Annotated in this window: 21 protein-coding genes and 2 pseudogenes; 7 read left to right on the forward strand and 16 right to left on the reverse strand. The window is 35.1% G+C overall.

The window, feature by feature from the left end:
- Positions 1 to 303: 303 nt before the first annotated feature.
- Positions 304 to 1,782, reverse strand: coding sequence for a DHA2 family efflux MFS transporter permease subunit (locus V7S50_RS16875; RefSeq protein ID WP_242254347.1), 1,479 nt, complete (start codon positions 1,780 to 1,782; stop codon positions 304 to 306).
- Positions 1,783 to 2,222: 440 nt separating this feature from the next.
- Between V7S50_RS16875 and V7S50_RS16880 the strand changes: the two genes are divergently transcribed.
- Entirely contained in the window at positions 2,223 to 2,825 is a 603-nt protein-coding gene (locus tag V7S50_RS16880; protein ID WP_242254349.1) for a hypothetical protein, read from the forward strand.
- 241 nt (positions 2,826 to 3,066) lie between these two features.
- On the opposite strand, the gene V7S50_RS16885 is transcribed toward V7S50_RS16880, so the two are convergent.
- Positions 3,067 to 3,453, reverse strand: coding sequence for a DUF1259 domain-containing protein (locus V7S50_RS16885; RefSeq protein ID WP_242254351.1), 387 nt, complete (start codon positions 3,451 to 3,453; stop codon positions 3,067 to 3,069).
- Between the two features lie 284 nt (positions 3,454 to 3,737).
- Between V7S50_RS16885 and V7S50_RS16890 the strand changes: the two genes are divergently transcribed.
- Positions 3,738 to 4,115, forward strand: coding sequence for a hypothetical protein (locus V7S50_RS16890; protein ID WP_063222280.1), 378 nt, complete (start codon positions 3,738 to 3,740; stop codon positions 4,113 to 4,115).
- A gap of 331 nt (positions 4,116 to 4,446) precedes the next feature.
- Here the strand turns inward: V7S50_RS16890 and V7S50_RS16900 are convergent, their stop codons facing one another.
- The 7 genes and pseudogenes from V7S50_RS16900 to V7S50_RS16930 form a co-directional block, all read right to left on the reverse strand.
- The gene (locus V7S50_RS16900; RefSeq protein WP_242254353.1) at positions 4,447 to 4,920 is read right to left on the reverse strand and encodes a DUF1203 domain-containing protein; all 474 of its coding nucleotides are present in this window, start codon (positions 4,918 to 4,920) and stop codon (positions 4,447 to 4,449) included.
- A gap of 264 nt (positions 4,921 to 5,184) precedes the next feature.
- The gene (locus tag V7S50_RS16905) at positions 5,185 to 5,781 is read right to left on the reverse strand and encodes a bifunctional transcriptional activator/DNA repair enzyme AdaA (protein WP_242254355.1); all 597 of its coding nucleotides are present in this window, start codon (positions 5,779 to 5,781) and stop codon (positions 5,185 to 5,187) included.
- Positions 5,765 to 7,051, reverse strand: a complete 1,287-nt coding sequence (locus tag V7S50_RS16910) for an APC family permease (protein WP_242254357.1) — start codon at positions 7,049 to 7,051, stop codon at positions 5,765 to 5,767. The genes V7S50_RS16905 and V7S50_RS16910 overlap by 17 nt, the downstream gene beginning before the upstream one ends.
- A 415-nt stretch (positions 7,052 to 7,466) precedes the next feature.
- Entirely contained in the window at positions 7,467 to 9,542 is a 2,076-nt protein-coding gene (locus V7S50_RS16915) for a serine hydrolase domain-containing protein (protein ID WP_242254367.1), read from the reverse strand.
- 90 nt (positions 9,543 to 9,632) lie between these two features.
- Positions 9,633 to 9,889, reverse strand: a pseudogene (locus V7S50_RS16920) (serine hydrolase domain-containing protein); the annotation flags it as partial.
- 881 nt (positions 9,890 to 10,770) lie between these two features.
- Positions 10,771 to 11,094, reverse strand: coding sequence for a PepSY domain-containing protein (locus V7S50_RS16925; protein WP_242254369.1), 324 nt, complete (start codon positions 11,092 to 11,094; stop codon positions 10,771 to 10,773).
- Positions 11,095 to 11,114: 20 nt separating this feature from the next.
- Complete coding sequence (locus V7S50_RS16930) at positions 11,115 to 11,585, reverse strand: hypothetical protein (protein ID WP_242254370.1); 471 nt, start codon at positions 11,583 to 11,585, stop codon at positions 11,115 to 11,117.
- A 176-nt stretch (positions 11,586 to 11,761) separates the two neighbouring features.
- Between V7S50_RS16930 and V7S50_RS16935 the strand changes: the two genes are divergently transcribed.
- Positions 11,762 to 12,436, forward strand: coding sequence for a response regulator transcription factor (locus V7S50_RS16935; RefSeq protein ID WP_242254372.1), 675 nt, complete (start codon positions 11,762 to 11,764; stop codon positions 12,434 to 12,436).
- Entirely contained in the window at positions 12,433 to 13,806 is a 1,374-nt protein-coding gene (locus V7S50_RS16940; protein WP_242254374.1) for a sensor histidine kinase, read from the forward strand. Before V7S50_RS16935 ends, V7S50_RS16940 begins: the two co-directional genes overlap by 4 nt.
- Before the next feature lie 192 nt (positions 13,807 to 13,998).
- Here V7S50_RS16940 and V7S50_RS16945 read toward each other — a convergent pair whose 3' ends face one another.
- From V7S50_RS16945 to V7S50_RS16955, 3 genes are all read right to left on the reverse strand, one after another.
- A complete protein-coding gene (locus tag V7S50_RS16945; protein ID WP_063222288.1) occupies positions 13,999 to 14,214 on the reverse strand; it encodes a hypothetical protein in 216 nt (71 codons plus the stop codon).
- A gap of 364 nt (positions 14,215 to 14,578) precedes the next feature.
- Entirely contained in the window at positions 14,579 to 16,024 is a 1,446-nt protein-coding gene (locus V7S50_RS16950) for a L,D-transpeptidase family protein (RefSeq protein WP_242254376.1), read from the reverse strand.
- Positions 16,025 to 16,957: 933 nt separating this feature from the next.
- Complete coding sequence (locus V7S50_RS16955; protein ID WP_242254378.1) at positions 16,958 to 17,377, reverse strand: hypothetical protein; 420 nt, start codon at positions 17,375 to 17,377, stop codon at positions 16,958 to 16,960.
- Between the two features lie 100 nt (positions 17,378 to 17,477).
- Here V7S50_RS16955 and V7S50_RS16960 point away from each other — a divergent pair, with 100 nt between their 5' ends.
- Positions 17,478 to 17,768, forward strand: coding sequence for a hypothetical protein (locus V7S50_RS16960; protein ID WP_242254380.1), 291 nt, complete (start codon positions 17,478 to 17,480; stop codon positions 17,766 to 17,768).
- A 175-nt stretch (positions 17,769 to 17,943) separates the two neighbouring features.
- On the opposite strand, the gene V7S50_RS16965 is transcribed toward V7S50_RS16960, so the two are convergent.
- The 4 genes and pseudogenes from V7S50_RS16965 to V7S50_RS16980 form a co-directional block, all read right to left on the reverse strand.
- The gene (locus tag V7S50_RS16965) at positions 17,944 to 18,939 is read right to left on the reverse strand and encodes a D-cysteine desulfhydrase (RefSeq protein ID WP_242254381.1); all 996 of its coding nucleotides are present in this window, start codon (positions 18,937 to 18,939) and stop codon (positions 17,944 to 17,946) included.
- 299 nt (positions 18,940 to 19,238) lie between these two features.
- A pseudogene (locus V7S50_RS16970) lies at positions 19,239 to 20,460 on the reverse strand (DUF4073 domain-containing protein).
- 195 nt (positions 20,461 to 20,655) lie between these two features.
- Positions 20,656 to 22,197, reverse strand: a complete 1,542-nt coding sequence (locus V7S50_RS16975; protein WP_242254385.1) for a serine hydrolase domain-containing protein — start codon at positions 22,195 to 22,197, stop codon at positions 20,656 to 20,658.
- Positions 22,198 to 22,408: 211 nt separating this feature from the next.
- A complete protein-coding gene (locus V7S50_RS16980; protein WP_242254386.1) occupies positions 22,409 to 23,329 on the reverse strand; it encodes a class I SAM-dependent methyltransferase in 921 nt (306 codons plus the stop codon).
- Between the two features lie 203 nt (positions 23,330 to 23,532).
- Between V7S50_RS16980 and V7S50_RS16985 the strand changes: the two genes are divergently transcribed.
- Both V7S50_RS16985 and V7S50_RS16990 read left to right on the forward strand, forming a co-directional pair.
- Positions 23,533 to 24,111, forward strand: a complete 579-nt coding sequence (locus V7S50_RS16985) for an AAA family ATPase (protein ID WP_242254388.1) — start codon at positions 23,533 to 23,535, stop codon at positions 24,109 to 24,111.
- A 150-nt stretch (positions 24,112 to 24,261) separates the two neighbouring features.
- The gene (locus V7S50_RS16990) at positions 24,262 to 25,380 is read left to right on the forward strand and encodes an LPXTG cell wall anchor domain-containing protein (RefSeq protein WP_242254390.1); all 1,119 of its coding nucleotides are present in this window, start codon (positions 24,262 to 24,264) and stop codon (positions 25,378 to 25,380) included.
- Positions 25,381 to 25,425: the final 45 nt, after the last annotated feature.

Here is a 25,425-nt window from a genome sequence, read left to right on the forward strand (position 1 = left end):
ATGAAGCGTATTATTATAATGTCTATCAGAAATTGAAAGCTAAAGATTGTAGTATTGGGAAATCCAGTAGTTTCTAATGTCTATGCCAACAAATACGATAAGCAAGTATACTGTGTTACGAATGAAAAAGGATCTGATATGAATATCAGATCCTTTTTACTATATATAATTATTTCACTGTTTCTTTCAGTTCTTTTGCCGTTTTAAATACCAGCTTCTTAGCAATAGAAATTTACATTTCTTCACAGTCTAACTAATCAGCAAAAAACTTGTAGGAATCATCATCTAGAGTTTTATTTTGCTCTACCGATTTAACCTCTCGACTGCTTCCGGGCTTGTATCTACACGTTTAACGAAAAAAACTAATAGTAGTGCAACAACATTCATCCCAAGCGCTACATAGAATGAATATTGGATTCCGGATAATAAAGCCTTCTGAGTTACTATTGTCTTCGTAGCTTCTGTGAAGGTTGTTGGATCTAATTCAGACATTAGACTTTCAGCTTTTGTTTTTGTTACAGTATTCATAATCGTAACAAGAATAGCAGTACCAATTGAACCGGATACTTGTTGAGCTGTATTATTAACAGCTGTACCGTGTGGATTTAAACGAGTTGGCAATTGATTAAGGCCATTTGTCATAAGTGGCATCATCACCATCGCCATCCCAAACATCCGCAGTGTGTAAATAAGAATAATATGTGTGTGACTAGAGTCGAGTTGCAGGTTTGCTAGCATATAAGTTGAAACAGCTGTAATGGAAAGTCCTACTATGCCAAGAATTCTAGGGCCATATTTATCAAATAATTTACCTGTAATTGGTGACATAACCCCCATTATTACCGCGCCTGGAAGCATCATCAGCCCAGAGCTCAGCGGCGAAATACCGCGGACATTTTGTACATAAGCTGGTGTTAAAATCATCCCCGAAAACATAGCCACCGCATTGACAATTGCAATTACAGACGCAAGTGCAAACATTGGGTACTTGTAAACACGTAAATCCAATAAAGGCTCATTCATTTTTAATTGACGGATAATGAAAGCAATTAGGGAAATAGCGCCTATGATTAAGGTTGTTAAGACAACTTTATTCGTCCAACCATCGGAGCTTGCAGAACTGAATCCATATAACAAACCGCCAAAACCGACAGAAGATAATAGTAATGAGAGATAATCAAGCTTTGCATTTTTGTTTTGTCTCATGACATTCTCCGATTTCCAAATCCCTAACAGTAAGCTAATGATTGCTAGCGGTAAAATCATTTCAAAAAGCAAACGCCAGTCATAGTACTCTACAATATAACCTGATAGTGTCGGTCCAATTGCTGGAGCTGTAATCATAACTAAACCAAAAATCCCCATTGCTGTTCCCCTTTTTTCTCTTGGAAAGCTTACTAGCATAATATTCATTAACAAAGGTCCCATGACTGAAGAACCTGCTGCTTGAACCATCCGACCAGTAAGTAATAAACCAAAATTCGGTGCTACAGCCGCTAAGGCCGTACCAAGAATAAAAATCAACATAGATATAATAAATAAGCTCCTATTGGAGAAACGGGTTATTAAAAATGCTGATGCCGGAATTAATATACCACTTACAAGCATATACCCTGTAGAAAGCCACTGGATCGTTGAATAATCTTTAATGTCTAAATCCTTCATTATTGATGGCAAGGCTACATTTAAAAGGGAGTTATTTAGAAATGAAACAAATGCCCCAATAAAAAGGATTACAAGCATTAAATATGGTGGTTTTCTTTTATGTAATGTTTCATTCATATATTTATTTGCCCCTTCATTATAAATTCCATTGATTCGTTTAAATCGTTTGCATATTTGCACAAAAATACATTATCCTTGCAGTATTTTGCCAAACTCTTCGAATGGATATTCTCTTTTTAGCAATTCTACTTGCTCAACATAACACTTTAAAATCTTTTTATTGATTAAACCTTTATAAACACGTTTGTTAATCGACATTAAATTAGGCTGAAATAAATAAAAGGAGCAACTGAACATACCCTTCTAAAATAAAGTGAAATTTTAATCTGTGGAGCTTTTACAGGTAGCCCACAAAAAATAGCGGGATAAATCAACAAGACCACACACCCATTCCTTTAAATACAGGCTTGTAAATCTAGTTATGTAACCATCCATAACAAGGAATATTACATAGGCTAAGTCTAACATTACATTTTTAAAGTGAGGGGAATAAGCTTATGTACCAATATTGGCATTTGAATTCAAAGGGAAACGGGGAACAATATAATAACCAAATTTCAATGTCATCATTATATGTACAGCCCCAAATAACTAAAGCTGAGGGAATGAATGGTTTGAATATTTCTGAGAATTGGAGTTGGCGCTTCTATCCAGTTGGTTGGGATTCACGGGCCAATTATACGGGTTTCAATCCCCAAACTCTCCCTTTCTCTTCAGGTCATCCAATCCATTATGCAGGGATGATACCACAAGGACAGCCTGCTAATTGGACTCCATTCCCAGGCCATGCAGGTTTTCATTTTCAAAAACCTCCCTTCCCCTGGGCCCAACCATTCAATCATGCAGGGATGTTCGCACAAGGTCATCTTGCCGCTTTACTATCGCCGCCAGCTAAAGCTTTTAAATTTAGTACCAATAACTGGGGTGCTTTCGGAAACTCTCAAGGATGGGGAGGACAGGTAAATCCCATGGGATGGGGGAATAACGGAGGGATCGGTCAGCCAGGAATGCTTGGAAACTTACTTGCAGTAGGAAAAAGCAGCATGAATGGAATAGGAATGATTAGTAGTCTAATCGGTATGGGGAAGTTCTTCTTTTAGTTAATTAGAACGGGAGGATAGATCCGTAGCCCAAACTTAAAAACAATTTCCTTTTTCATTGATTTACTCTTCTCAAACACGGCCCCAATACTCCCTCCAAGTTCGTTTCCTCGTCTTTCAAATTATAAAAACATCAAGAAAAGACATTCCAAATATGGAACGTCTTCTTTCACTTTATAAAACCATTCAACAATCTAAAATATTCTAACCGACATACTCACTCATTTAACTAAAAAATCGGTTAATTACATAATGCACTTCTAACTTTCCTTGCGAAATTTAGTGGATCATCAACGTCTTCAATATTAACGTAAATCAAATTTGGTTCATCACATAACCACTCATTGTGTATAGACGAAACGATTATTCCTTGTTTAATAATCGTAGCAACAAATCCATTGACTTCTTTTTGCAATAGCGCTACCCGGCCTAGACATAATGCTCGTTCAGTTTTATTATCTCGTGATTCGAATGAGAAGGAAGTTGTTACTCTGAAACGTTTTCCTAAGATTGTCGCTTGTATTTCATCTCGATTTATTGTTGCCACGCATTTCCCACCGGCGAATCCTTCTTGGCCACCGATAATTCTTGCAAACTGTTGACAAATTAATTCATCATTAAACGCCATACCTTGAATCATCCCACTTTTACTGTTAGGTTATGAATGAATACTTAGGTCTGAAACGGTAATGAATCTATTCTATTTATAATAACTTAAGAGTTGTGGAAGAAATTCTTCTTTAACTAACGAGTTAATAGAAGTATGGATATTTGCGACTATTGAGGACTCATCCAATCGTTATCAAGCTAAGAAAGGCACCTACCCCCAAAAACGAAAATTATATGCATCATTGACTACTGTTAATAGGACGTTATGTCATACAATGGAGTTAATATTAGAAAACTGTGAGGATGATTACGTTGATAAAATTTGCAATTAGTTATGCTGCAAGTCTGTTTGCTTTTATTTTTGGATGGTTCTTGATTTCATATATTTCTCATCCTAGCTTTATTCACCCGAACGTTGTATTAGGATTCATTAAAACGATCATCACTTATGGTAGTATACCAGCTCTTGTAGCTTGTCTAATTGGGGAAGTGTTATACAGGAAAATCAAACGATGTAGAGAATTTCAATTCGGAATTCCTGTATTTATAGGACAAGCAGTTATCTATACACTTATACCATTTCTTTTTCTTTTTCCTTTTAATTTTTCCCATTTCTTTGATTTCGTTGTACCTGTTATTATGGGGGCCTTATCTTTTTATTTAGTACGTAGAAAAATATAATTAACTTCAAGAGTGTGACAGAAAGAAGCCGGAGTGAGTAAAACCACACTGTATAACCATACAGAGCTCAAAGAACGCATCAATTCTTGCGAAACCAACATCTCTAGCAAGATCCCGTAAGGTATTTGGAGATAAAAAACTTTGAATCTCTTGAGCAAATAGTTGTAATTCATCAGATACAGAAATAGGCATACAAAAACGCTATCCTTTCCTATGATTCTACAAAAAGAATAGCGTATTTTTTTCAATTTAGGGGGGTTTTGTTGAATTAGCTTGATAGCGATTGGTGGTATCCCTTATAGGATAATAGAAGTTTGCATTTTTAATTTTTTCACACTCTATTAACAAGGCAGTTATAGCATCCTGGTTTAGCGTTAAGAATGTGAATATATTCTACTTCTTTATTATCAAAAATTTCATCTATATTTTCTCTTAAATTTACACCTTCTGTAACCCTTGCTTCTACAATCATTGAGTCAGTATTGTAGCCGCGTACAGATAGATACCTATGATGTAACATATGCGGAATTTCATTTACATCTAGCTTAGCAGTAGTTGCTCCCTTTCGTATAAATATAGGACCACTTGCTTTATAAGGCGAATTAATACTATGATATTGGTAATTCAGTAAAATTACCTCTTCTCCTACCTCTGCATCCTTCAAACTTATCCTGCAAGGATATCCAGGATTTTTATTTGCTATTATTTTGGCTGCCCCGATACTTTTTAATACTTCTTCATTCATTAGAAATAGGTTATTAAACTCCTTCTCTTGCAACGCAACGATTTGAAAGTTATTTCTCATATTCTATCCCTCCTTAATTAGTTGTTATAAAGCATTTCACTAATAATGCTACCACTAAAGTTCATAAAACTTGTTCAATAATCTTGCCCGTTTGTTGAGGATTGAATTAAAAAGCTTACAATTCTATAACAGAGAAAAAATGGCTTATTATTGTTCAATACAAAGTTGTTTACTTTTAATCAATCAGTAATGATTTATCGAAAAATACGATGAGTACAAACCACTCTTGTTAATTCATGCTATCTTTTGTTAAAGAACGTGAACTCAGTCAAGTTCTTGGTTTACGGTATTTCCACTATGGAAAGCACGGAATTGACTCGGTGAAAATCCTGTATTTCTTTTAAATGCATTATAAAAGCTAGATACACTTTGATAGCCTGTTTGATAACCAATCTCTGTACTATTAAAGACCGTTGTTAAGAGAAGTTCCTTTGCTTTCTTAACTCTGATTCTTTCTAAATATATTCGAGGAGTATACCCTGTTCTTTCTTTGAAAATCCGATTTAAATGAAAACGACTAACTCCTACCCTTGATGCAATTTCATTTAATGGCATGTTTTGAACATAATTATTTTTTATCAATCGCATAGTATCTTCCAAAACGCATTCGAACGGATCGTATATTTTTATATTTAGATCTGATCGGCATCTTTTGCATGGGCGATAGCCTGCCCTTTGAGCTTCTTGCGCATTTGAAAAAAAGGATACATTTTCATAATTAGGAACCTTAGACTTGCAAGAAGGCCGACAGAAAATTCCAGTTGTCTTGACTGCGTAAAAGAATATCCCGTCATACGCTGAATCACATGATACTGTTGCTTTCCACATGGTATCTCTGGAAAGGTTATTTTGATCCTTCATTAGATTTTAATCCTCCCTTGTAGGCGAAAATCTTATCACTCAAAATCATATAAATCGCATATATAGCCACGACAATTAACGGAACAAATATATACAATTGAAAAAATGGAATCACCAGCAAACATAAAATGAAAGAGATTAACGATGCCCACCATGCCGGTGTGTTCTTCCTAAATAATTTAACGCCTGCTGCCATTGAAAGAACATAAACTAGAATCCCAAGAGAAGTCGGTATAAACAAAATATCATCAAACGTTAGTGACAAAGCTTTTGTCACTAACACACCTGCTACCGAAAAACAGATAACAAACAATACCATCTGTCTTGGAATTTGAGTAGTTGCATGCAGCTTTGAGAAAAATTTTGGGAAAGCACCATCTCTGCTTAATGAATATCCTAATTGCGTTAGGCTGGCTACAAAAGCATTCGCTGTCCCTGTACAAATAATTAAAGCTAAAACAGCTGTAACGACTTTGGCACCTCCGCCTACTGTATCTCCCATTATAACACCAATAGGAGACAGGTTGCTTTCTTGACTGCCATACGTGGCCGTTCCAATAGTGACAAGGCTTAGCGCTAAAAATAATAGTCCAATGACAACTGCACTAATAACTGCTCCTTTGACAATATCTTTTTCTGGCCTTTTAAAGTGCTCAGCCAGATTGCAAATCGCCTCCCAACCGAAAAATGCCCAAAAGATAACCGTTATAGCGTTCCCGACAGAAAACCATCCATTTGGAACAAAGGGATTAAAATTTCCCCATTGTATTCTTGGAAACGCCACAAATACAGCTGACGCTAAAAGAATCAGTAATAAAGAACTTAAAATCAATGCAACTTTACCACTAACATTTGCGCCGTAATAATTGGAAACACCTGCAATTACCAAAATAAAGACGGCAATTAAAATTGTTTCAAAATGCGAAAATCCAAATGCCTGACTGACATAAAAAGCACCAGTTAAAGATACAATCGTTTGACCAACTGCTGCTGTTACAAAATAAAACCACCCAACGATATTGCCAAGATGATATCCAAAAGAATTTCTAACAAAGGTTGCTGCTCCACCGGAATCAGGATATATCCGTGCCAAACTAGCAAAGGAATAAGCAAGCGGAAAACTAATTATAATAACGATAAACCAGGATACAATAGATGCAGGGCCCGCTATTGAGGCCGTTACCCCCGATAAAAAAAGGACACCTGATCCTAGAATAGCTGAAATGTATAACGCAATTCCTTGAAATAATCCAATGGCTTTATTGTTCATGATCTCCCCCCTTTTATAGGATTTAGTGTACTAGTAAAAAGGGGAGAATTCTTCTTGTTTTTTGCGGTTTAATTCGTTTAATAAAACAATCAAAAGCATTTTTATTATATTTCTTCTTCAACAATCTGGCCCGATTGTTGAAGAAAGTAGCCTGTTCCAATAAAGAACTTTAATGTTCAGTAAACAACTTGTCATGAAACCATAAAACGAACCGAAATTTTTCTTAAGAGTAGAAAATTCGGCTCGCTTTATGTTGGGATTTGCTTAGCGTATATTTTCGTTAAAACGTGGGCGGGATCCCATTGCTATTAAGCTAAGAATTTAAGTGTAATATCATTTAAGGGAATACTTAAGATACAAATAAAATAGCTTTTCCATGTCGTACTGTTTTATTAAAGTCTACCCCGAGTTGTAGCTAATTCAATGCGACTGTAAATTCTGAGTTCGGTGCGCCAGCAAATACAACCGTTCCGTTCTCTGGTAGTTTCACTTTGTGATTGTCACTAACAACGGTAAAATTGACGCATACTCCATTCTCATCATACACCGCGAATGAACTTCCTGATGTCAACTCCACATTCATCGTTTTCCCTGCTGCCTCTTGCGGGATCGTAAACCATTTCGCATGCCCATTTTTTTGCAATGTAACTTTCGATAATTGACCTGTATCAAGGGGTTTTACGTTAGATTCACTGACGTATAAAAAGCTGGCCATCTCCATATATTCAGTACCATCCTCTGTATAGAAATGGGCTTCCTTTGTATCCCGCCCATTCATCACAGGAATCTGAATTTGATGCGTCGCCGTATTCGGACCTGTAATTTTTTTGCCGTCCCAATACCCATCCTTGATCGTAATTTTTGTGTTAAGAGGCATTAGTTGTCCTAGATAGTTCATAGAATTAAATTTTTCGTTAACGAGGTAGAACTTTCCACCCTCGCGCTTCGCCCATGCAGCAGCTGTTTTCTTCGGTAACACATTGTTTTCTAATTTCTGGGCTAAATAGTGAGTCAGCACATTTTGCCCTAATCCCGGTGATAATTCATATGTGCTCTCTCTCAAATAAACTTTTCCATTCTTCTCAGTGACAAAGTTAAGCTTGGAAGTACCCTTCTCATTTATAAAGCTTCCATCCGCCGTATATACATATTTTTCTTCCGGTTTAGTTGGTAAAAACAGTTCTCCCTTCTTCGTAATTTCTATTTTGAAATGGCTGTAGCTATTTCCATAAAATCCTGCTTTTTTTACCACGTCTTGGGGCACTTTAGCCTTGACTGGCTTGCCGAAGGATTTATCTGGTTTTATATCCTTAATTGTCCCTTTCTCTTTAAGCCTGGCTAGCAGTAATTTGTTTGCCAACAGTTGATTTGTCATGCTGGAGCCGCCGGAGGACAATACAGCTGCTGCCATCTTCTGTTCTGGAAGCACGACCAATGTAGCATGTTGCAGTATCGTATCCCCACCCTTAGTCAACGCTTTTATCCCATATTCACTGAATGGGTATAGTTTCACACTATCCCAGCCAAGACCATAGTTGAACATATTTCCGCTATCTCCCGGCCACATTCCTTTTTTATATTCTTCTTGTTCCATCGCCTTGACTGCTTTATTAGAGAGAATTTCTTTTCCCTGTCCCATAAATATTTGTGAGAATCGCACCACATCTTCTGCAGTAGAAGAGATTCCTCCCGTACCAATCAGATTCACCATTTCACTTGGTAGCTGTCCCTGGTATGTCGGAGAATACAGTCCAGCCCGCTTTTCGTCTTCCCATTTATCTTGCGATGTTATCGTATGATTCAGTTTTAATGGCTCTGTAAACTTTTGATGTAGAAATTCAGTAAAACTCATACCGCTGACTCTTTCTACCAAGATCTCAGCCAGTGTAAAACCGTCATTACAGTATACTGAGAACGCACCAGGGTCTGCCTTCAAGTTTTGGTTGGACAATTGTTGCAACAATATATCATGGGCATACGCATCATTATCTTTAAATAAAAATGCATTATTGAACGTCGAACCTTGCAAACCCGAGGAGTGATTCAACAGCATACGCGGTGTAATACGCTTATATCGTTTATCTTTCATTTTGAAATCAGGAATATAGCGGGCAACAGGAGCATCCAAATCAACTTTTCCTTCGTCTACTAGTTTCATAACAGCCGCAGCTGTATATACTTTACTGGTTGAACCAATTCCGTATAGAGTATCTTTGGTTAGTGGCTCTTTCCCTTCTATGTCGTTCTTACCTGTCTGCCCTGACAAAATAAGTTTACCATTATCAATCAGTGCATACTGTACACTAGTCGTCTCATAGGACTTCGTGAGCAGCGTGGCGTTCTCTGCAGCAATCTTCTCCAAATCTTTGCTAGCAACTTCTTGGCTAGATACAACCGGAGCCTTACTGCTAGAAGACGCTATCGCTCCTGTTGGTAGACTCATCGTTAGAGCTAAGGTAGCGGCTAACACTCCAGATAATTTATTTTCCATAAGAAAAATTCCTCCTTAGACAAATGATCGATTTCATCTTTTATTTGTTCAATTACAAACATCACACAAACTACTATTCTAGCTTTATCCCTACTGTCTATATTCAACAAGTAAAATACTTTTAAAAAGACCAGTATTCTCGGCTCTACCCATACTGTTCAAATTGCCGTCAACATATGCCCTCCAGCAAAAGTATCAAATCCTGGAATAACACCTGTATGTCCCCATATCAAGACAACGTTAGGAAGTTTTATTTCATAGATTCCTAGACCATATCCATTGATTCCTCCCTTTCCTGCAGGAACTGTAGTGAGTATTTGTTTTAGTTGCTGTTCCTTCAGTAATTGCCACCAATAGAATGCTCTTATTACTAGTTTATTTTTCGTATAAATGTATCCTATTTACCCTCCCTCTTTTACGCTTCTCTATATTTGTATCCTATACAATAAAAATTTCTTTTTTCTTATCCATTTCTTACAATTTCCTTACGTTCAAATCACTTCTATAATTAGGTAGGTTTTATTTTAAAATCTCCAGGATAATAAATGCTTATATAATCCCACGATTTCATAGAAGATGGATTAATAACCATGCGCCAAATCATCATGCACATCTCTCATATTTCCTTGGATTCCCCCCTCAACCTTTACAACAGTTCCAACCGGCATCAACACTTCTTCACGTTCTTATAAATAGTAATAACTAATCAACTCCTTACCTGAAAATAAATGAATATAGAAAAAGAGAGATAAGGTTAAAATACCTTTATCTCTCCTTTTCTCTCACATATTATACGAAGGATTTTTTTGTTTTGGGGTTAATCTGTTTTCTTAGCTTGATGGGCATGCAAATTTTCTACACCTAGCTTTTAGAAAAAAGAAACAACCTCTAATATAATTGACGTTGTATGAGCTTAGCTTGATAGCGATGGAGTACCGTCAGTATTTCGGAAAAACCACACTAAGAGTATACAAGATTTTATACAGTTTTTCGGTTAATCCAATAACAGACAAGAAACCTAAAATCGCAGCAGGATCGAAATGTATAAGAAAATGCATGTATCCATAGAACAAAAAAGACGATTCCCTTGTGAAATTAGGGATTCGTCTTTTTCTTCGCTACCGATAACAAGAATTGTGTAAATAAGCTTTCCATATGGGCGGCTTATTTTATGTTTGCTTAGCCTGGATTTTTTCAAATATACGATATTTTATTTGTTGATATTTTTTTAATCCTCATTATTGATTTCTATTGTACCTGTTCTAGCACTAACCTTTAAAATATTTAACAGATTATCAGGTGTCTTGATTTCCACTTCATATTCAAATGTAGATTGTGTTAAGTTGTCATCTTCTAATTCAAATTCTTTTTTCACATTCATAATTTCTCCATTTGTATGCGCTAAAGCAATTTCACGAACTTGTTTCTCTGTGTAGTTTTCATTCTTTTTGGCATAATTGTAACCCATACCATAATATCCACCAACAATAGCAATACCACTTACTAAAATAGCAATTACACTTATCATTATTTTCTTTTTATGTTTTAACATTTCCATCCACTCCTTAATGATTAATCCTCTATTCCAAATCTTGCTTCAAGTGCATTTTCTGCTTGCTCTAATTGATCTTCCAGTATATCGTGTTCTCTTTCTTGCGCTTTATATTGTTCAATCGTTATCGTTCCAGCGCGATAATCTGCTTCAAGCTGATTATCAGATAGGTCTATCTTGTCATCTAATTGATCAATTTCTTTTTTTGCTGCTAAGTACGTATTTAAGTTTTCTTCTTTTACTCCAACTGGGTTCGTGTTATTTGCCTTTTCAACGATAGATGTGACTTCGTTTTTGAAATCCTGTATTTGCTTCGTATCATTCGTAGCAGGCCCTGTTTTGTTTGGTTCTTGCTGCAGTTGAGCAACTTCTTTTTGTAATGTATCATTTTCCACTTTCAGTTGTTGTACTTCTGTATTGTTATCAGCTTGAGTAGAACAAGCTGTTAAGAATAAACAAGACATTGCTCCAATCAACATCCACTTTCTCATTCTGTTTTCCTCCCTTTACATGTGCACCTTAACCTTGCCTTTATATTACTGAACAAACATTAAAGGAAGATTAATATAACAAAAAATAAAATGATATAATTAAATCGTTTCTAATCTTTCTTTAATGTTTTGGAATTATAGTGATACATATTAATAAGAAGAAAAGGAGAATGTTAATGCGAGTTCTTATTGTCGAAGATGAACAAGATTTACAAAATATATTGGTAAAACGATTAAATGCAGAACATTATAGTGTCGATGCATGTGGGAATGGAGAAGATGCCCTGGATTATATAAACATGGCTACCTACGATTTGATTGTGCTTGACATTATGATTCCCCGCATAGATGGTTTACAAGTATTACAAAGATTACGCGCGGACAATCATACAACTCCGGTCTTGCTTCTTACAGCTAAAGATACAATTGATGATCGCGTAACAGGACTCGACTTAGGTGCGGACGATTATTTAGTAAAGCCGTTTGCTTTTGACGAACTGTTAGCAAGAATTCGAGTGTTAATGCGAAGAAAAACAGGTAATGCATCTAATGTGTTTGAAATCGCTGACCTAGTAGTAGATTGCAAAATGCATAAAGTAACAAGAGGAGACCAAGTTATCACTCTTTCCAGTAAAGAATTTGCTATTTTAGAATATATGATTCGTAATAAAGAAGTTGTGTTGACACGAGATAAAATTGAGCAACATGTGTGGAATTACGACTATGAAGGTGGATCGAATATTATTGATGTTTACGTCCGCTATCTTCGTAAAAAAATTGATAGCCAGTTTGAAACGAAGTTAATTCATACAGTACGAGGAACTGGTTACGTATTGCGAGTAGAATCATGAAAAGACTATCAATAAAAATGAGAGTAACCCTGTGGTATACGGGGCTAATTGTAATTATTATGGCACTCGTGTTAGCTTTTATTTTAACTTCTTCAGATAAAGTTTTGCTTTTTAATATGAAAGATCAATTGAAGAGCACAGTAAAAGAAAGCATTGAGGATATCGAGTATAAGCATGGAAAATTAAAGATGGACGATGATTTTGAAACCTTAGAAGATGGAGTAAATATCATCATTTATAGTAAACAAGGTGAGCTGCTGGTAGGAAATAGTCCAACAAGCTTTAATAAAAAGATATCGCTTAAATCCGATGAAATACAAACCATTAAAGATGGTAATAAAGAATGGATCGTATATGATTTTCTCCATAATACAGGCGGCGATGAGCAAGTCTGGGTTCGTGGGATAATGACCATGAGCCAATTATCATCAACGATGAATACACTTATCATAGTAACACTCATCTCATTTCCATTACTTATTCTCATTGCGGCAGTGGGAGGATATTTTATTACGCAAAGAGCGTTTCGACCTGTGCAACAAATGAGTGATTCAGCCAGTAAAATTGGTGATGGTAAAGACCTTTCGAAGAGAATTAATTTAAAAGGTTCACCGAAAGACGAAATGTATCATTTAGCACAAACTTTTGACAAAATGTTTGAGCGATTGGAGACATCATTTGAAAGTGAAAAACAATTTACATCTGACGCATCTCATGAATTAAGAACACCAACATCTGTTATTATTTCGCAATGCGAATACGCTTTATCGCAGAGAAATAATTCGAAAGAAATGGAAGAATCGTTAGAAGTAATTTTAAAGCAATCACGTAAGATGTCCTCGCTAATCTCACAACTCTTACTATTAGCAAGAGCTGACCAAGGAAACCATAATACTTTCCAATTTGAATGTATTAATATGAGTGAATTAACGGAAATCGTTGTAGAAGAGCTTTCACTAATGGTTCAAGAAGCTTCAATTGATATAACAACTAATATAGAGGAAGACCTGTTTATGAAAGCAGATCAAACATTGATGATGCGTTTATTAATGAATTTACTAACGAATGCGATTGCTTATAGCAAAGCGAACGGAACTGTTCATATGCAACTGTTCCGCGATGAAGCCAACATAATAGGTAAAGTCTCCGATAATGGCATAGGCATCAGCGAGCAACATATTACGAAAATATGGGACAGATTTTATCGAGTTGACGCAGCACGAACATCTTCAAACATCGGAAACACAGGTTTAGGATTGTCGATGGTAAAATGGATTGTCGAACTACACGGAGGAGACATTACGGTTGAAAGTGAATTAGGAGAAGGCAGTACTTTTACATTTAAACTACCAATTGAAAAACAAGCATAATTTATGCACGTCTGTAGCTTCAGAATAAAGATTGATTCAAAAGCTCTCTTCAACCCTTATATAAAAGTAATTGACGCATTTTAAGCATCATCGATTTTATCGTTTTGGACAACCTGTTCCGTTAAGTTAATATACATGTGGAAAAAACGATCGAAATAAAACCCCAGAAATCCAAAGGTCTCTGGGGCTGCATTATATATTTAGCTCTTTTTGCTTTTTGTTTTGTTTATGTTTATACAGCAATTTTCGACTTATTAGAGAAATCACTAATAAAGTCAGGATCAATACGATAAGTTGCATAAATGACAAATCAAAATATTTAGCACCTGTAACTATTAAAAGCGTAGAAATCGTGCCTTTTACAACGAAAAAAATAATAACCCATAATCCGCCTTTTTTCCAGTTCATTTTTATATTACCCTTTCCTGCTTTTAAGTTCTTAAAAGATTTAGTAATAGTTCTTGAATGTGATACCTTAATAGAAATCTATTATATTAACAAAAAAGTCATGTCTAATTAAATACGACGATTCTATAATAAGTGAAAATGATATTCATTGTCAATTTTATTGACTATTTGAATACTTATTCTTTATTTTAATCTCTTTTTAATTTGTTTTTTATAAGCAATTAACTCTTGTATTCTAACAAAAAACACCTCCATTGAATTCCCACACTTAGTATGCGAATTCAAGAGGTGTTTTTTTCATGTACCATTAGATAAGATTTCCTGCTTTGTTTATTCGTTTAAGTTTTTGATACGTAGCTATTTTCTAGTACACAATAACTGGATCATACGTGTTCAAACTATCATACACAGTTTTTGCAACATTAGGAAGAAGGTTCACACACCCGCCTGATCCCCCTGTTACATAAGCATTATTTCCCCAGTCTTTTCGCCAGCCGGCATCGTGGAATCCTTGACCGCTATTTGTGAATGGAACCCAGTAATCTACTTTAACTGCATAATCAGCTTTACCTACTGCGCTACCTCTTAGCGTGTATGGTGTTCGTTTGTATAGGACGTACCACACACCTGGTGATGTATCTTCACCCGTGCTATGTTTACCCGTTACTACATTTGTTGTAACGACTAATTTCCCATCTTTATAAATCCAAATTTGCTGATCTGCAATTGAAACTTCTGCATATGTGTCTCCGATACCATTATTCGATGTTGTTTTATAACCGATACCTTCCTTCTCCCAACCATTTCCGTGAATATTAGAAGCAGAAAGTGTTTTTTCGCCTTTCTCAAAGGCTTGTTGAACTTGTTTTGTCTCTTTTTCAACATCTAATGCCCAGCCGTATCCTTGTCCTTTTACTGATATGACCGAACCAGAATGTGTTTTAAAAGCGAAGTCTTTATGTAATGTAGATTTAGCCTTATTAATTTCAGTAATCTTATTCTTAATATCGCTCGCATCGATTGTCACTTTCATATCCTTTGACATAGAGGCATTTTGAATTAAATCTTTCGCTTTTAATGAATACACTTCATTTTGCACTTTATAATCAACAGACTGCCCAAGAAGATTCTGTAATGCTTTTTCTTCTTTTTTAATAATCGGATCGTCTTCTTTAATAGGCTGTATGTATGCAGACTTTAGATGAATTTCGCTTTTATGCTTCTGCTTATCATAATCTTTTAGTAAACTCGTAACGTCATACTGTTTTCCATCAACGCTCTTCGAAATAATAACTTTCCCTTGTTCAAGCTTCGCCATAGCATCTTGAGGTGCTTTTAATTTTTCATTCATAGAGACGAGCTTTTCTTCTACAAGTTTTTTCATCGTTTCACTACGGTACTTCTCTGCCTTTTCTGGTAGTAGTGAATAATTTTTTTCCTTTGCAGAAGGGAAAAATGTCCACTGGCTTTTTAATAGTTTCTTAACTTGCGGCGAATCTTTTTCCGTCAGTTCCGTTTTCGTCTCTTTTTCATCTAAAATTTGTTGTTGATCAATATAGACTTTGTTTGCTAGTCCAGATGTTTTTAATTTCTGTATTGCCTCATCAGCGCTCATACCACCGACTTTTGTATCGTTAATCGTAACATTTGAATTGAAGTGAGTTGCCTGGTAATAACTCATTCCCCCAATGAGAAGTGCAATTACACCGCCACCCGCTGCGATAAGCTTCCAATTTGTAAAACGTTTTTTCGATCTTACCCGTTTTTTCTCAACTTCTTCAACAGATTCATTTACTGTATTGTTGTTCATCAATCTTTCCCCCGTATACATTAACGTCAATTGATTTTAAACCAAAACCATTGACTAGTGTACCTTATTTTTCCTGAAATTTCATTGTTTTTAACAAGATTTTATCTCATTTAATCGATTAAAGTTAGATTTTTTAATAGAAAGATATATAAAGATGGTAGATAAAGTGAAAAAGGGAGCCACCAATCGAACTATTACAGCCCCCTTGCATTCCCCAAATTTTGAAGGGTTATACTCTCAATGAACACTTTAACTTAGTGAAATATTTTTTAGAAGTTTCAAGTTAGAGGAAGGCACCGTAGAATTTCTTTTATGAAAAATATCCACAAAAAAGGTTCTAATTTTAGACTCTTTTTTGTGAATATTTTAATGTAGCATATTTTATAAAGTTATAATCCCCTAGTTCACTACATATAAATGCTTCCCGCTTTTCGCCACGTTTCACAACATCTACTATCAGCCTAACTAATTTCACCTTATGATCTTTATCATCAACAATTTTAAGTTTCTTTAAACTATTATATATGTTTGTACCACGCTTTGTTGATACGACTAATCTTTACAGGTGTTGAGGTTTTAGACTCATTCTTTGGTGTAATTATATTATTAGAACATCCTGCAATCATGAGACAGCATGTAGCCAATAAAACCAATAACATTAATTTATTCAAATAGCCACTCCTACATAAGCGAAATATTATATTAAGAAAATTAAACATAACATCGAACCTTTGTAAAAACAATATATTTTCTGTTTTTATTATACATTAGCGGATTAATAGGCACCTTAAAGTGCCTTAATCCGGCAATGTCCAATTTCCATTTTATCCGATTCTCAATATTTATTCCAATATAAAAAGATAGCTATTTTGTTGAAAACTAATTACCTCTCAAAATGAAAAATACGAACTGAATTTCTATAACCATATATCTTTATTCAGCTAACTTATCTCCCGTAACAATCCGAAACAACGTGGCTGCATTCTTCCCTTCTAATTGAACGTACTGACTATTCCCCGCTATGATTTCTATTTTATCCTTATTAGGAATTACCCAAATTTGATATAGCACAGCTTTCGCCTCTATTTTCGGATTTTTAGATTGAAAAATAAAGTGATAATCAGCCGGACGAGACATTTCCACTTTTTTATTCTCAAAATTAGTATCATTTAATATTTTCTTTACTTGCCGAACTTGCTTATTATCTGTAACTACCTTCAAGTCTTCATATTTATCATCAACATGTTTTTGCACTTTGATTGTTTGTTCTTCATTTCCTAGCATATTCGAACAGCCCGTTACTATGAATATAACTATGGCAATAAAAACCACAGATAAATTTCTACCCTTCATATTCATCTACCTCATTTCATAAAAATTCAGATTATTTTAAAATAAAGGTAATTACTTTATGGTTAGAAATATAAAAAATATCAGGAAAGGAGCACCATTCATGCAGTTAAAAACATACACTTGGAAAAGTTATACGTTTCTTATTGTAAGTATATTCGTTACTATTAATCTCTTTCTCTTCACACCTATTTTAGAAAGAGTTGGAGTAGAATATGTCTTGCCTTTCGCCTACTTCATATTAGCTTCTGCTGTTATAACGCTTATATTGGCTGTTATTTCACTCTGTAGCCGTACTGAAAAGAAAGTTTTATCAATTATCGGTTTATGTTTTACTCTATTTAACACAGTAATTATTTTATTTTTCCTTTGGTTTGGTTACCATTTCGCTTAAGTGAAATATAAATAAACTCCATAAGCCACAAATAAAATGAATAGAATAGAATAGAAATGCCGAGTACTGTGTATATAATCCATTTTACATTTGAACTCATATACTCCCCCTTCTCACTTCATAACAATTCCATTATATAACAAAAAAACATTGGATACCCAATGCTTTTTCACACTTACGCAAATAAAGACGTATTCGCATATAACGCTGGTGAACCACCTGAATGTACGAATAAAATGTTGTCTTCTTTATTAAATGTACCTTTTCTAATTAAGTCGATTAGTCCCGCTACCGCTTTACCTGTATACACTGGATCAAGTAAAATACCTTCTGTTTTCGCAAGTAATTGAACTGCTTCCACCATTTCTGGCGTTGGTAACGCGTAACCTGGCCCTACATATTCATCAAAGCATGTAACCGCTTCGCGCGGGATAAAGTTTGGAATACCAACGTGAGCCGACGTTTCCTCTACAAGTTTTGCTACTTTCTCCTCTTGCTCTGCTTTTCCTCTACTTACGTTAATTCCGATTACTGGGATGTTACTTTGTGTTCCTGCAAATCCAGTAATTAAACCAGCGTGCATACCAGCGCTACCACTTACGCAAACAACTGAACTGAAATCAATTCCTTGATCAAATGATTGCGCCATAATTTCTTGCGCACAAGCAACGTATCCCAATGCACCAGTAGGATTTGATCCACCAACTGGTATTACATATGGTGTACTACCTTTCTCACTTACTTCTTTCGCTACTTTTTGCATCTCTTCCATAAGATCTGCTCCGTTTGGTACAATAATTACATTTTCAGCACCTAATAAATGATATAAGAAATAGTTTCCGTTAAAATCTGGCTTCTCTTCTGGCTCAAGCCCTTCTTCTAATACAAGAATACATTTCATTTTTTCTTTCACCGCAGCTGCCAGTGTCAGGCGGCAATGATTCGACTGAATACCACCAGCTGTAATTAACGTATCCGCACCTTTTTCCTGTGCATCTGCAACTAGAAACTCTAACTTTCTCGTCTTATTTCCACCAGCTGTTAAACCAAGTAAATCATCTCGTTTAAAATAAATAGTCGGCCCACCAAGTGCTTCAGAAAAATTATTTATTTTTTCAATTGGTGTATATGATTCTGTATATTTTTTTCTCGGGAATTTAGCTAAATTCATAAATAACGCTCCTTTTGTACTTCTTTCACAATGTATGTAACGTTACTATTATTGCATGTAAAAATGGTGAAGTCATCTTTCTAGGGGAAAAATGTATTGGATTTTCAATTTTCATTGCGGTACATGAAATTATACGAGTACTTTAGACTTCAATACGGTGCATGAAATTTATATCATTGATTTTTCAAATATATCAGCGATTCTTAATTTATATCAGCGATTTTTCAAATATATCGACTTACCGACAAAAAGTGACAAAACCAAAAGAGCCCAAACATTTAAATGTGGGCTCCCTCCAATCACTTATTTTCCGAAAAACGAAGAAGCTGCGTTAATCCTGGCTCTAAATTCATTTCGCCTTTATGGCGTACGTATACAATCTTATTCCCATCAAATTTCGGAGGATTCCCTGGATTATACGTCAGCCACTCGTTCGTTCCTTCTATAGAGTACTCCATGTATTCTGTTGCACCGACAACTACGTTTTTACTATCATCAGCGGTTACATTTGGTGCCATTTGTGCAATTTTCGAATCACTAATTAATAATTTTTTTATTTCCTTATCACGTTTGTAATCGTAAGCTGTCACCATTACATCGCTACCATATGCTTTCACTTGCAACCCTTGTTTAAATGAATAGCGATCAGGAGCAGTCTTCTCTCCGCCATTTGGTCCAGCCCGTTTCAATCCCGCCCGTATTTACAACCGTAAATCCTTTATTATCTCCGCCTGTAATTTTCTTTTTACCAGCCCAGTCTGGTAAGTTTAAATCCCAATGCGTGTGACTCGTGAAGAAAACAACTTGCGGATAGTCTTTTAATATATCGTACAACTTATCAACGTTTAAATAATCTTGTAAATACGGATTTTGTCTTGATCCAGATACTGTATCAGGTAAAACGTGATGAGAGAAAATGAAGATTGGCTTATTTTTATCTTTTTGAATATATTCTTCTAAATTTTGTTTTAACCAACCTAATTGCTCATCACTCATATATACTTCATCCCACATTTTTGAATCGTGGTATTTCATATATTTTTCAGTTCCTAAAAATAAAAGCGGATAACCGTCTAATTCTTTTTTATGATATACCTTTTCTTGTCCGCTAAATTGTAAGTAGCGACCAAATAGCGTTTCTTCCGTTACACCATTTGGCCATGTACTTTGAGAGAGCTTCCCATCAGCTGTCCATTTACCAGCATAAAACTCATGATTCCCAACAGTTGACCATACATTCTCTGGATGCTTATTTTTGTTTAATACACGCTTCACATCATCATATTGGGACTGTTGTCCAGTTGACGTTATATCCCCATTCATAATAAGCGCTCTAGAAAGTGGCGTCACTTTGTTCATATCTTTTAATACGTGATCAAAATCTCCTAAATCCCCTTGAATGTCACTAATAACGTTAAAAGTTGTAGCTGACTTTCGAACTTGCTCTTTCCCTTCCGCATGCACTGAAAACGTCGGCAATAATACCGCCATAACTGCTAACGAAGCAACTGCCTTTTTCATACAAATTCTCCCCTAATAATAGAATGTACAAACTGACATGTTCTGCTTTCTCTTAGGTGCTTGTCCAATTCACATTATAAGGAGGGATTGTAAAGATAGATGGCATTAAAAGTTAAGTGTTTTTTAAGAGATTTTGTCGTTTTTTGCACTCCGCAATTAACGATTCGCGCCAATCTAGCTTTCTAGCTTTCAACATTACATAAATGTAAATTTTGATGTTAAATCTCTTAGTTTCATACGTTGTTTTTTATTACTTTTAATTTTCGGGAAAAATCCACTAATTAATAGAGTTATAATCCAAGCCATTATTAGAATAAAATTTATTGTATTACCGGAATTCAAACTGAAAACTCTCCACAAATAGGCAGCACAAAAAACGAGAACAGCAGTAATAACAAGTAAAAATGTCCTAACTACTAATCCGATGTAAGATTTCCTCTCTTGCTTAAGAATGAAAGTTCTTCTACCTTTGTACAATCTAATCACAAACAGCAGCAAATATAAACCAAGTGTGGCTCCAATAACAATTGATGTAATAGAGTTGTTTTTTCTCTGCTCAGCTAGAGCGAAGTAACTTTCAGGTAATTTTCCAGTTTCATATTCAATCCATGCGTGGTATATATCCTGTCGTAAGTCTATACCCCCTTCACTATTCGTATGAATTACCAATCCATCCTTTGTATTAGGAATGAAACCATAAAAAGAATGCCAACCTCGATTGTCACCAGAATGATAAATTAATTTCCATTGATTAGATAGTTTTTTTTCAAATATACCTAAACCATTCTCCCCTAATACCGGCTTTTGCATTTCCTCAACACGTTCACTTTTGATGACACCATTACCTTTATTATTTGCATCCATACTTGCAAGTATCAATGTCATCATATCGGTAACATTTGTCTTAAGACCTGCAGCAGCCTGTTCGGTAAATTGGTAACTAGGGAGCTCCTCTCCAAAATATCCATAAGCTTTCGAAAGGTTATGGTTTTCAGGACGTTGTAAGAATGAACTAGATTTCATTCCTAAAGGTTTCATAATTTGTTCTTCCATATAACGATCAAACGGTATTCCGGTAACTTCTTCAATTACAAGTTGTAAAATTGTATATCCACCACCAGAGTAATTTGTTTCTGAACCTGGTTTATCGGTAACCTCCACTGGTTCATTAAGCCATCCTTTTCCAGACAGAGATTCCTCGATAGAATCAAGATGCTTCCCCGGTGCAACCCCAAGGTATCCTTTATGTGCAGATAGCCCTGCAGTATGACTTAACAATCTTCTTATGGTTACTTCTTTATTATTAAACTCTGAATTAGGTAATTTCCATTTGGTCAGATATTTTCCAACGGGATCATCTAGTAATAAATGTCCTTCATCTACAAGATGCAAGATTCCCCACGCTGTAAGGTTTTTAGATATGGAACCAGCTTGAAACAACGTATCATCACTAACCGCTTTTTTTGTCTTTTTGTCTACATAACCGTAGTTAAGTGTATAAGCAATACGCCCCTCATGTACAATCCCTATTGCAACCCCTGGTACATTATAATTTTCTTGCCATTTTGGTACCTGTTCATCCATCTTTTTTTTAAAGTTTTCTATATTCCTATCAGTCAATGTACCCGATTCTGCCCTCGCTACTTTCATAAACCACACTTCATTCGTAATTAGCATACAAATAATTAAACATAAAATACCTTTGCATATTATCAATGCTTTTTGTCTATCCTTCATTTGCTCCACCCTTTTTTCAGAATATTCTACCCATCAATCAGAGTATCCCATTCTAATATCCCGTTCTATCGATTTTTATTACTTAACCTTACAAAATTGTAATAAAAATCAAAAAGTTAAATACTTAGGTGTTTTACTGTTCTTTATCCAAGGGCAATGAATTTAATACGAAAAAAAGACACAGAGATTCCTCCCCATGCCTACTAATCCTCTACTTCTTCACCGCATGTACATAATGCACTGTTTCAAAAGCTTCTAAATAATCGTTTCGTCCTTCAAAATATAATTTATTTATGTCTTCTGGTGATAAATGCTCATAAATGAGTAAGCCCGCTTTCTCTAACAGTGCTTCCATTTCGGCATAAGAAAAACATGATTTCATCGGTTCTCCACCTACCGCAGCCATTTTTACCATGTTTTCAACTCGATTGGACAATCCCTTTTCCGTAAATAAGTTTTCATCCGGATAATCGAAAACGATAGAACTCCCTACCGGAACCATCTCGAATAAGTATTCTATTAAACTAGAAAGTTCCTCTTTCGTTAAATAGTACGTAACACCTAAAAGACTAAAGAAAGTCTTTTTATTTTCAAATGCTTCATTCCGTAACTGTTCATTGGAAAATCCTTTCGTAAAATCCATTGAAACAAAATGAAGGTTGTTTGGAATTTCAAATTCTGCTTCTTTTATTCTCTCCTTCTTAAATCTTTGCGTAGAAGGATGATCTATTTCAAATATTTCTATTTTATCCTCTAACTCTCGGTGTCTAAAACTAAATGTGTCTAAGCCTGCACCGAGTATGACGTATTGTTTTGCGCCTAATGCAATTTCATGTAACAATACTCTTTCACAATATGCCGCACGTGCTAAAGGTGTTGGTGATAACTGAACTTGTGTAATCCATTTTAATATTTCTTTCGGATTATCTTGAAACTGCTCAGCAATGTCTGTATTGAAAAAATGTATCCCTTGAACCATATTCGTTTCAATATTAATTCGTTCTTTTGGCGATATGAATTCTTTAGCGATGTAATCATCAAAGATTTTCGGATTATCAAATTCACTATGATATGCCCTTCCGAAAGCTGATACTAACGACGTTACACTTGCTTCACCTTGTTTCACGCACATACACTCTCCTTCATTTTCACAATAAAAATAGGATCCCCTGGCCAGGAGAACCCTATTATACACGTTATTTTTATATTGGTAAATTATAGCATAAATAAGTTTTTTTGTAAAGTTTCCAGCCTACTATCACTCCGACACTTTGTATATTATCTGGCAGGAAAATGGTCGATTCACAACGAACATTCCTGATTATAACAATACTTATGGAAGCCAATATGAAACGATTCGTCATTATTACAGTAGGAAAAACTACATTTGCAAAAGCTTTAGAAAAAGAGTTACCCCACTCTTTCGTTATGGATCAAGATAACCAAGCAGAATTTGTTAACACGCATTATGAAAAATTACAGCCAACTGAAGGCGCTAATACATTTAAGCACGGTCTTTCAAAATTCATTGTTGATTATGCAAAAGAACATACGAGTTTACACTTTATTATTTGCAATTCAAATAGAAGCCGAAACGGCCGGATGTATTTGCTAAATGAATTGTTTCAGAAAGAGGAATACGTACGCATACTCGTTCATTTTGACATTCCAAATGATGTACTTTATGAAAGAGTGGCTCGAAGCACGCGAAGTACGAATATTTTTAGAGGTGGTTATTCTAGTTTCAAAGAAGTACTCGATCGACAACAGGCTGAATCACTACATGAAGATGTGGTGGATCCTGTAGAAAACGAGGCTGATTATTTGTTTGTTATTCGCAATAGTAAAGATGTAAACTTTACTATAGAAGAAATTGTTCATCTAGCTAAAGATTTGTCCCCTACCCCAAAATAAAAGAATTTTAAAATTACATAATCATAGATTATTATGCAAATCCTTCCTCTAAGCGCCTAACATGGTATATAATGATAAGATAATCTACTTCTATATGCTCATTTTTACACAAAACAGCTCATGCATATGAAAGAAAAGAGGTACAAAAATATGAAAACAAAACAAACAATCGCTGCGTCTACACTAGCTTTAGCAATGATTGCTGGCGCAAACTCTGCTCATGCAGAAGTAACTGATGCTACTCCTCAGCAAAGTACGGGAGATCGATTAGCTGAAATTAAGCAACATAAACAAGAGTTAGATGCGAAATTGCAGCAACACAAAGAAAACGCGGATCAAACATTGAATGAACTTAACAAGGTTAAGGAAAATGTTGATACGAAGGTGAATGAACTACATGAACGTAAACAAGTTGCCGATGAAAAAATCAACGAAATTAAACAACATAAACAAGAGCTAGATGCAAAACTTCAGCAAGATAAACAAATCGCCGAAGATAAAATCGCTGAAATGAAAGAGCATAAAAAACAAGTAGATGATAAAGTTGCTGAAGTAAAAGAGCATAAGCAAAATATCGATAATAAAGTTAATGAGATTAAAGAACATAAACAAACTGTCGATGAAAAAGTGAATGAAATTAAGCAACATAAAGAAAACATCGATCAGAAAGTTACTGAACTTAAGGAAGTTAAAAAACAAGTAGATGAAAAATTAGCTGAGTTAAAGAAAGCGAAACAAACTGCTGAGGACAAACTTGCTGAGCTAAAAGAAAACAAGCCGAATACTGGTAACACGTTAGAAGAACTTAAGAAAATTAAAGGCAATTTAGATAGTCTTTCCGCTAACTTAGAACTAGCTAAACAAGATGTGAAAAACAAACTTGCTGAATTACAAAAGGCTAGACAAGACTTAATCAATAAAATCAATGAAATTAAACAAGCGAAACAAACTGTTTCAGACGATCTATCAAAGAAAAAACAAGACTTAGACATTAAAATTAACGACTTTAAACATACTGAGAAAAAAATTGATGACAAATTAGCTGAGATACATACAACGAAGCAAAATGTAGATAACAAGATCAATGAAGTATCTCAATCGAAACAAACAGAAACAAAGACTGGTACTACAAATGCAAACAACAATGCTAGAGAACTTCCTAACGCTGGTAGTGAGCAATCAAATAATATGACTTTAGGTATGTTATCTGTATTAGGCGGGATTTTATTAGTAACACGAAATAGAATTAAAACGTTATTCTCAAAATAAAGCCATTATACTTCTTAAAAACAATTATACAAAGGCCAACCGCAT

The organism is Bacillus sp. CCNWLW194 (assembly GCF_037120585.1).
Taxonomy (GTDB): domain Bacteria; phylum Bacillota; class Bacilli; order Bacillales; family Bacillaceae_G; genus Bacillus_A; species Bacillus_A basilensis.

Bases quoted from the DNA above. Each gene is read 5' to 3' on its own strand.
- V7S50_RS16875 (WP_242254347.1), bottom strand. From the start codon at position 1,782: ATGAATGAAACATTACATAAAAGAAAACCACCATATTTAATGCTTGTA.
- V7S50_RS16880 (WP_242254349.1), top strand. From the start codon at position 2,223: ATGTACCAATATTGGCATTTGAATTCAAAGGGAAACGGGGAACAATAT.
- V7S50_RS16885 (WP_242254351.1), bottom strand. From the start codon at position 3,453: ATGGCGTTTAATGATGAATTAATTTGTCAACAGTTTGCAAGAATTATC.
- V7S50_RS16890 (WP_063222280.1), top strand. From the start codon at position 3,738: ATGATTACGTTGATAAAATTTGCAATTAGTTATGCTGCAAGTCTGTTT.
- V7S50_RS16900 (WP_242254353.1), bottom strand. From the start codon at position 4,920: ATGAGAAATAACTTTCAAATCGTTGCGTTGCAAGAGAAGGAGTTTAAT.
- V7S50_RS16905 (WP_242254355.1), bottom strand. From the start codon at position 5,781: ATGAAGGATCAAAATAACCTTTCCAGAGATACCATGTGGAAAGCAACA.
- V7S50_RS16910 (WP_242254357.1), bottom strand. From the start codon at position 7,051: ATGAACAATAAAGCCATTGGATTATTTCAAGGAATTGCGTTATACATT.
- V7S50_RS16915 (WP_242254367.1), bottom strand. From the start codon at position 9,542: ATGGAAAATAAATTATCTGGAGTGTTAGCCGCTACCTTAGCTCTAACG.
- V7S50_RS16925 (WP_242254369.1), bottom strand. From the start codon at position 11,094: ATGTTAAAACATAAAAAGAAAATAATGATAAGTGTAATTGCTATTTTA.
- V7S50_RS16930 (WP_242254370.1), bottom strand. From the start codon at position 11,585: ATGAGAAAGTGGATGTTGATTGGAGCAATGTCTTGTTTATTCTTAACA.
- V7S50_RS16935 (WP_242254372.1), top strand. From the start codon at position 11,762: ATGCGAGTTCTTATTGTCGAAGATGAACAAGATTTACAAAATATATTG.
- V7S50_RS16940 (WP_242254374.1), top strand. From the start codon at position 12,433: ATGAAAAGACTATCAATAAAAATGAGAGTAACCCTGTGGTATACGGGG.
- V7S50_RS16945 (WP_063222288.1), bottom strand. From the start codon at position 14,214: ATGAACTGGAAAAAAGGCGGATTATGGGTTATTATTTTTTTCGTTGTA.
- V7S50_RS16950 (WP_242254376.1), bottom strand. From the start codon at position 16,024: ATGAACAACAATACAGTAAATGAATCTGTTGAAGAAGTTGAGAAAAAA.
- V7S50_RS16955 (WP_242254378.1), bottom strand. From the start codon at position 17,377: ATGAAGGGTAGAAATTTATCTGTGGTTTTTATTGCCATAGTTATATTC.
- V7S50_RS16960 (WP_242254380.1), top strand. From the start codon at position 17,478: ATGCAGTTAAAAACATACACTTGGAAAAGTTATACGTTTCTTATTGTA.
- V7S50_RS16965 (WP_242254381.1), bottom strand. From the start codon at position 18,939: ATGAATTTAGCTAAATTCCCGAGAAAAAAATATACAGAATCATATACA.
- V7S50_RS16975 (WP_242254385.1), bottom strand. From the start codon at position 22,197: ATGAAGGATAGACAAAAAGCATTGATAATATGCAAAGGTATTTTATGT.
- V7S50_RS16980 (WP_242254386.1), bottom strand. From the start codon at position 23,329: ATGTGCGTGAAACAAGGTGAAGCAAGTGTAACGTCGTTAGTATCAGCT.
- V7S50_RS16985 (WP_242254388.1), top strand. From the start codon at position 23,533: ATGGAAGCCAATATGAAACGATTCGTCATTATTACAGTAGGAAAAACT.
- V7S50_RS16990 (WP_242254390.1), top strand. From the start codon at position 24,262: ATGAAAACAAAACAAACAATCGCTGCGTCTACACTAGCTTTAGCAATG.